Source organism: Eikenella sp. NML99-0057, assembly GCF_001648535.1.
Lineage (GTDB): Bacteria > Pseudomonadota > Gammaproteobacteria > Burkholderiales > Neisseriaceae > Eikenella > Eikenella exigua.
In genome coordinates this window covers 22,013-28,012 of sequence record NZ_LXST01000007.1, presented here as the reverse complement: position 1 = coordinate 28,012, position 6,000 = coordinate 22,013, and the positions used below count along the sequence as shown (strand labels likewise).

Annotated in this window: 4 protein-coding genes; 2 read left to right on the top strand and 2 right to left on the bottom strand. The window is 61.0% G+C overall.

The genetic code is table 11. From position 1 onward, the window contains the following. Window positions 1-158 precede the first annotated feature (158 nt). Entirely contained in the window at window positions 159-602 is a 444-nt protein-coding gene (locus tag A7Q03_RS08470; RefSeq protein ID WP_067449027.1) for a polymer-forming cytoskeletal protein, read from the bottom strand. A 45-nt stretch (window positions 603-647) separates the two neighbouring features. After that, on the bottom strand, window positions 648-1,529 hold the full coding sequence (locus A7Q03_RS08465) for a M23 family metallopeptidase (RefSeq protein ID WP_067449025.1): 882 nt from the start codon (window positions 1,527-1,529) through the stop codon (window positions 648-650). Window positions 1,530-1,724: 195 nt separating this feature from the next. Between A7Q03_RS08465 and A7Q03_RS08460 the strand changes: the two genes are divergently transcribed. Together A7Q03_RS08460 and smc are read left to right on the top strand one after the other, a co-directional pair. Next, entirely contained in the window at window positions 1,725-2,354 is a 630-nt protein-coding gene (locus A7Q03_RS08460; protein ID WP_067449023.1) for a hypothetical protein, read from the top strand. A 78-nt stretch (window positions 2,355-2,432) separates the two neighbouring features. After that, entirely contained in the window at window positions 2,433-5,915 is a 3,483-nt protein-coding gene (gene smc / locus A7Q03_RS08455; RefSeq protein WP_067449021.1) for a chromosome segregation protein SMC, read from the top strand. Window positions 5,916-6,000 lie beyond the last annotated feature (85 nt).

Below are 6,000 nucleotides of genomic sequence, written 5' to 3'. Positions count from 1 at the left end.
GGAAATCCGGGATAGCGGTACAGTGTGAGTTGGAAAAGGAAGTGGGGATAAAGAAACGAGAGAGAAGAGGAGACGAAGAAATGGGTGAGGAATGGAACGAGGAAAGGAGAGAGGCTAGCTGAATGTTTCAGACAGCCTCTTCCTCAGACCGGGCAAGACTATTTATTTGGTAGCTTATCTGCCGGTGCGGCGATGGCTTTTCCCGGGGAGATGCCGGCAGGAGGAAGGGAGGCGTTGCCGGCATTGCGATCCATGCGGATATCGCCGGTGTAAACGGCTCCATCTTCCACTTGTAGGGATTGGGTGCGGATGTTGCCAGTTACGCGAGCGTTGGGCTTGAGGTGTAGTTTTTTCACTTCAATCAGGCCTTCGGTTTTGCCGAACACGATCAGATCGCTGCCGCGGATGTCGCCATTCACCGCGCCTTTGTCGCCAACGATGACGGTGCCGCCGGCTTGCACATTGCCTTGGATTTGGCCGTCGATTTTCACCGATTGCTGGCTCAGGATGTCGCCCTGAATCCGGCATTGTGCACCGATGATGGTGTCGATGGCGCTGGTGGAGTTGCTGGGTTGGGAACGGTCTTTTTTATCTTTAAACATGGTTGTTTCTCCGCGGATTGAATTGAAATGGAGTGCCGCGCGTGTTTATTTTGCGAGGCTGAGGAAAGTGGCAGGATCGTGCGGCTCGTTGTTGAGGCGCACTTCGTAGTGCAGATGCGGGCCGGTGGAGCGGCCGGTGGAGCCGATTTTGCCGATGAGGTCGCCGGCTTTAACAGTTTGGCCGGGTTGCACGCCGATGTGCGATAAATGTCCATACACAGTACTGTAGCCGTAGCCGTGGCGCACTTTCACCACTTGGCCGTAGCCGTTCATGGTGCCGGCAAATTCCACTGTGCCGTTGGCAGTAACGCGTACGGGGTCGCCAATGTTGCCGCGAAAATCTAGGCCATGATGAAACTCGCTGCCTTTGCCGCTAAACGGGTTGTGCCTGGGGCCGAAGCCGGAGGAGATTCCGCCTTGAGCGGGGCGGCCAAGTGGTACATTGTTGGCTACTTTGAGTAGATTTTCAATAGTTTGGCTGAATTCTGGCGTGTCGGCTGGCGGTAGGATGTTGCGCGGGCCGCCGGCTTGGTGGATGGGCTTGCCTTCTTCGGAAGCGGTAGCTGGTTTTGGGGTGGGTACGTTCGCACCTCGCTGACGTAGGTAGTTTTGCAGATCGGCCACGGCTTTTTCGGATTGGGCGAGCTGATTGAGTTTGGCGCTAACCTCAGCGGAACGCGCTTCTTTCAAGTCTTCGATTTGCTGGCTGAGTGCTTGAGTTTGCTGTTGTTGTTGCGCAAAGCGGTTGTAGCTTTGGTAGTGGTGCCAACTCAACGCCAACAGAGCAGCCAAGAGCGTCACCGTGGCCACGGAAAGGCCGATGACGGTGGGCTTGATAGCGCGCAGCCGTAATTCAGCGATCACGAAAGTTTCGGTGCGGTGTTCGTCCAACACCATCACCGTAACGAGTTTCTTTTGCTTATCCATTGATTTGAATGGTAAATGAGTTGTTACTCAAAATTGACATTGTATTACAAAATGCTATTGTTTGGCAAAAGCAAATCTATCATTTGGCGGGCTGTTTCTGGTTTGGCAGTAACCTGCTTTCAGGTAGCCTCAGCCTATTCATGGCCTACCTTGCCTGTTTCGCTATACAATCAGCCACTGCATACAGGAAAGCAAATGGGCAATTTTTTTCACACCATGCGGCGGATGCGGCAGGAAAAACAGCAGCTCGACCGCAACATAATGCGTATTTCGTTTAGCCTGCCCGTATTTTGGCTATTCGGCATGCTGCTGGCCGTTGTGTTAGGCATGGGCGCATTGGTAACTTCGGCTGAGTTGAGCAAGCGGCAGCGGCATTTGAACGTAGCCGTGGCTTATACGCATCATGCCGCCGCTGAGCTGCGGCGGCGCCAATGGTATGATGATGACGACAACCTCCACGTAGTCGGCAGCATCCGCACCGCCGAAGGCAAGCAGCTCAATTTGGATTGCCACAACCTGTCCGACCCGTTGTGCCAATATGACGAAAACGTTTGGCAGCGTGAAGAAACCTTATCCGTGCAAAGCCTTACCCAAGCTCATTGGCTGAGCTACCACGTGATTACCGAGCTCGCCTACACCAAAGACGGCAGCGAGCGGCACTACCGCGCCGCCTTCAGCCCGCAGGAAGAAACCGAAAACTGGCGGCTGTATGCCCGCCTTTGGACACGCGCCGCCACAGTAGCCGGAGCAGGCTGGCTTTGGCTCAGTATTGCTTGGTATTGGCGCACCAGACGGCGCAAGAAGGCGCGGCAAAAGGCTGCCTGAAACCTTCTTTCTGTTTCAGGTAGCCTGCCCCGCCGCCTTTCTTTTAAAATACGGCATTCCGCTTTTTCATTGTTTTTCATGCGCCTCACCCACATCAAACTTGCCGGCTTCAAATCTTTCACTGACCCCACCACCATCCACGTGCCCGGACAGCTGGTGGCCGTAATCGGGCCCAACGGCTGCGGCAAATCCAACGTTATCGACGCCGTTCGCTGGGTGTTGGGCGAAGCCTCGGCCAAACAGCTGCGCGGCGAGAGCATGCAAGACGTGATTTTCAACGGCGCCGCCACCCGCCGCCCCGCCCCCCGCGCCTCCGTGGAGCTCGTGTTCAGCAATGCCGACGGCAGCTTGCAGGGCGCATGGGGGCAATACGGCGAAATCAGCATCCGCCGCCAGCTCACCCGCCAAGGCGAATCCAGCTACTACATCAACGGCCAGCAAGTGCGCCGCCGCGACATCACCGACCTTTTCCTCGGCACCGGCGTCGGCGCGCGCGGCTACGCCGTGATCGAACAGGGCATGATTGCCCGCATCATCGAAGCCCGCCTCGAAGAATTGCGCGCCCATATCGAAGAAGCCGCCGGCGTATCCAAATACAAAGAACGCCGCCGCGAAACCGAAAACCGCCTGCGCGACACCCGCGAACACCTCCAACGCCTCGGCGATTTGCAGTCCGAACTCGGCCGCCAAGTGGAAAAACTCCAACGCCAGGCCGCCGCCGCCGAACGCTACCGCAGCCTCACCGCCGAGCTCAACCAAGCGCAAAACCGCCACGACTTCGCCCAATGGCAGCACACCCTCGCCGCCGCCGACCGCGCCGCCGCCGAACACGAACGCGCCCGCGAGCGGCAAGACGAACTCGCCCGGCAAAACCAAGCCATGAACGATGCCGTGCAAGTGTTGCGCCAAACCGAGCAGCAACAGCAGGCCGAGCAATACCGGCTCAACCAGCAGCACGCCCTGCTGCGCGAGCAAACCGCCCGCCTCGAAGAGCAAATCCGCTCGCGGCAGAGCCAACGCCAGCGCCTCGAACGCGAACAGACCGCCGCCCAAGCCGCCATCCAGAAAATCGACGGCGAACACGCCGAGTTGCAACAGCAGCACGCCGCCGCCGAACAGGCTGCCGAACAGCAGCAGATGCAGCTCGAACTGCTCACCGCCGAAGCCGCCGCCCTCGAAGAGCAACTGCCCGAGCTCGAAGCCACCCAGCAGCAGGCCGCCGAGCAGCAGCAAAGCCAGCACGACGAAGCCGCCCGCCTCCGCCGCGAGCTCGCCTTGAAACAGCAGCAACTGCAACACAGCCGTCAAAGCATCAGCCGGCTGCAAGAGCACCAAGCCCGTTTGCAGCAGGAAGCCGCCGCCCTGCAAGGCGATGCCGGGCAGGGCACCGCTGCCGCCCAAGCCCAGGCCGACACCCTCGCCGCCCAATACCAACAGGGTGAGAAGCAACTGCAGCGGCTCGAAGAGCAAACAGGCTACCTGAAAACCGCCCTTGCGGCCGCCCGCGAACGCGAACAGGAACACGAACGCCGTATCCTCGCCGCCGAGGCCGAACAGAAAACCCTCGCCGCCTTGCTGGCCGACACCGCCCGCCACAACTTCTGGCAGGGCAGCGAACAAGCCGATGCCCCCGCCCTGTGGCAGCACATCCGCGTGCCCGAAGAATGGCAGGGCGCACTGGCCGCCGTGCTCGGCGAGCGGCTCAACGCCCGCGCGCTGCCCGCTGATTTCCAGCCGCCGTCGCCGCTGCCCGAATCCCCCGCCGCCTGGTTCAACCGCGAAGCCCATGCCCACCGCGCTGCCAGCCCGGCTCAGGCGCTGATTCACCAAATCCAGGCCGAGCCGCCTTTTCAGGTAGCCTTAGCCCACTGGCTCGAAGGCATTTTGTGTGCGCCCGATTTGGATTATGCGCTGGCACACCGCAGCCGCCTCGAGCCCGGCCAAGAATGGCTCACCCCGCAAGGCCACCGCATCGACCGCCTCGGCGTGCTGCTGCACCACGCCGACGGCGGCAACCGGCAAATGCGCCACCGCGCCCGCCACGACGAAATTGTTGCGGCACTGGCCGAATGGCAGCCGCAGTTTCAGGTAGCCCGAGCCGAAGCCGAAAAACTGGCGCAGCAGCAAGCCCAGGCCGAAGCCGAACTGCGCCAAGCCCAAACCGAACAACGCCGCCTCGCCGCCGAGCTGGCCGCCGCCCAGCAGCAGGCCGGCGCCCTTGCCGCCCGCGCCGCACAGGCGCAGCAGCGGCGCGAACACATCGCCCAAGAGCAGGCCCAGCTGGCGCAGGAAGCCGAAGAACTGGCGTGCGCCGCCGACATCCTGGCCGAAGAAACCGCTGCCCTCGAAGAGCGCCTGCCCGAACTGGAAGCAGAGAGCCGCGCCCAAGCCGAGCACAGTCAACAGGCGCAGCAAGCCCTGCGCCAAGCCCGCCAAGCCGTGCTCGAAGCCGACCGCCGCCGCAGCGCCGCCGAACTCGAAGCCCACCGCCAAACCCAGCAGCTGCAAAACATCGCCGCCCGCATGGCCGCGCTGGTGCAGCAAAAAGCCGATTGGCAGCAACGCCAGAGCGAGCTTGCCCTCACTTACGCCGAAGACAGCGAAGACGAGCAACGCCTGCAGCTGGAAGAACTGGCCGAAGCCGCCTTCACGCTGGAAGAGCAAATCCAGGCCGCCGCCGCCCGGCTGGCCGAAACCCAAGAGCAGGGCAGGCAGCAATACGCCCGCCAGCAGGCGTTGGCCGCCGAGCTGCCGCAGTGGCAGCAGGCCGCCCAAACCGCCCTGTTGCAGCAGCAGGAAGCCCTGCTTAACGCCAAACGCTTCCACGATAACTTATCGGCGCGCCAAGCCGATATCGCCGCGCTCGAAGCCGAGCAGCAGGCAGGCTACCTGAAAACCGACTGGCCGCAGCAAATCGACAGCATTTCCCGCCGCATCCAAGCCCTTGGCGCGGTGAACCTGGCCGCGCTCGACGAACTGGCCGAAGCCCGCGAGCGCGACGGCTACTACCAAAACCAACGCGCCGACCTGCAATCCGCCATCGCGCTGCTGGAAGAAGCCATCGCCCAAATCGACGGCGAAACCAAACAGCGCTTCCAAGCCACCTTCGATGCCGTGAACCAAAAAGTGCAAACCTTCTTCCCCACCCTGTTCGGCGGCGGCGAAGCCAGCCTGCACATGGTGGGCGACGATTTGCTCACCGCCGGCGTATCCATCATGGCGCGCCCGCCCGGCAAGAAAAACAGCACCATCCACCTGCTCTCCGGCGGCGAAAAAGCCCTCACCGCCATGAGCCTCGTGTTCGCCCTGTTCAGCCTTAATCCCGCCCCCTTCTGCCTGCTCGACGAAGTGGACGCCCCGCTGGACGACGCCAACACCGGCCGCTTTTGCAATCTGGTGAAAGAAATGTCTACCCAAACCCAGTTCCTGTATATTTCCCACAACCGCCTCACCATGGAAATGGCCGAGCAGCTCATCGGCGTAACCATGCAGGAAAAAGGCGTGTCCCGCATTGTGGCCGTAGACATCAAACAGGCGCTGGAAATGGCGGAAACGGATTGAGATGAAGTTTTCAGGTAGCCTCATGCCCGGCAGAGGCTGCCTGAAATATGGAATCCATCACCGAACTGCGCCACTTCAAATTCCA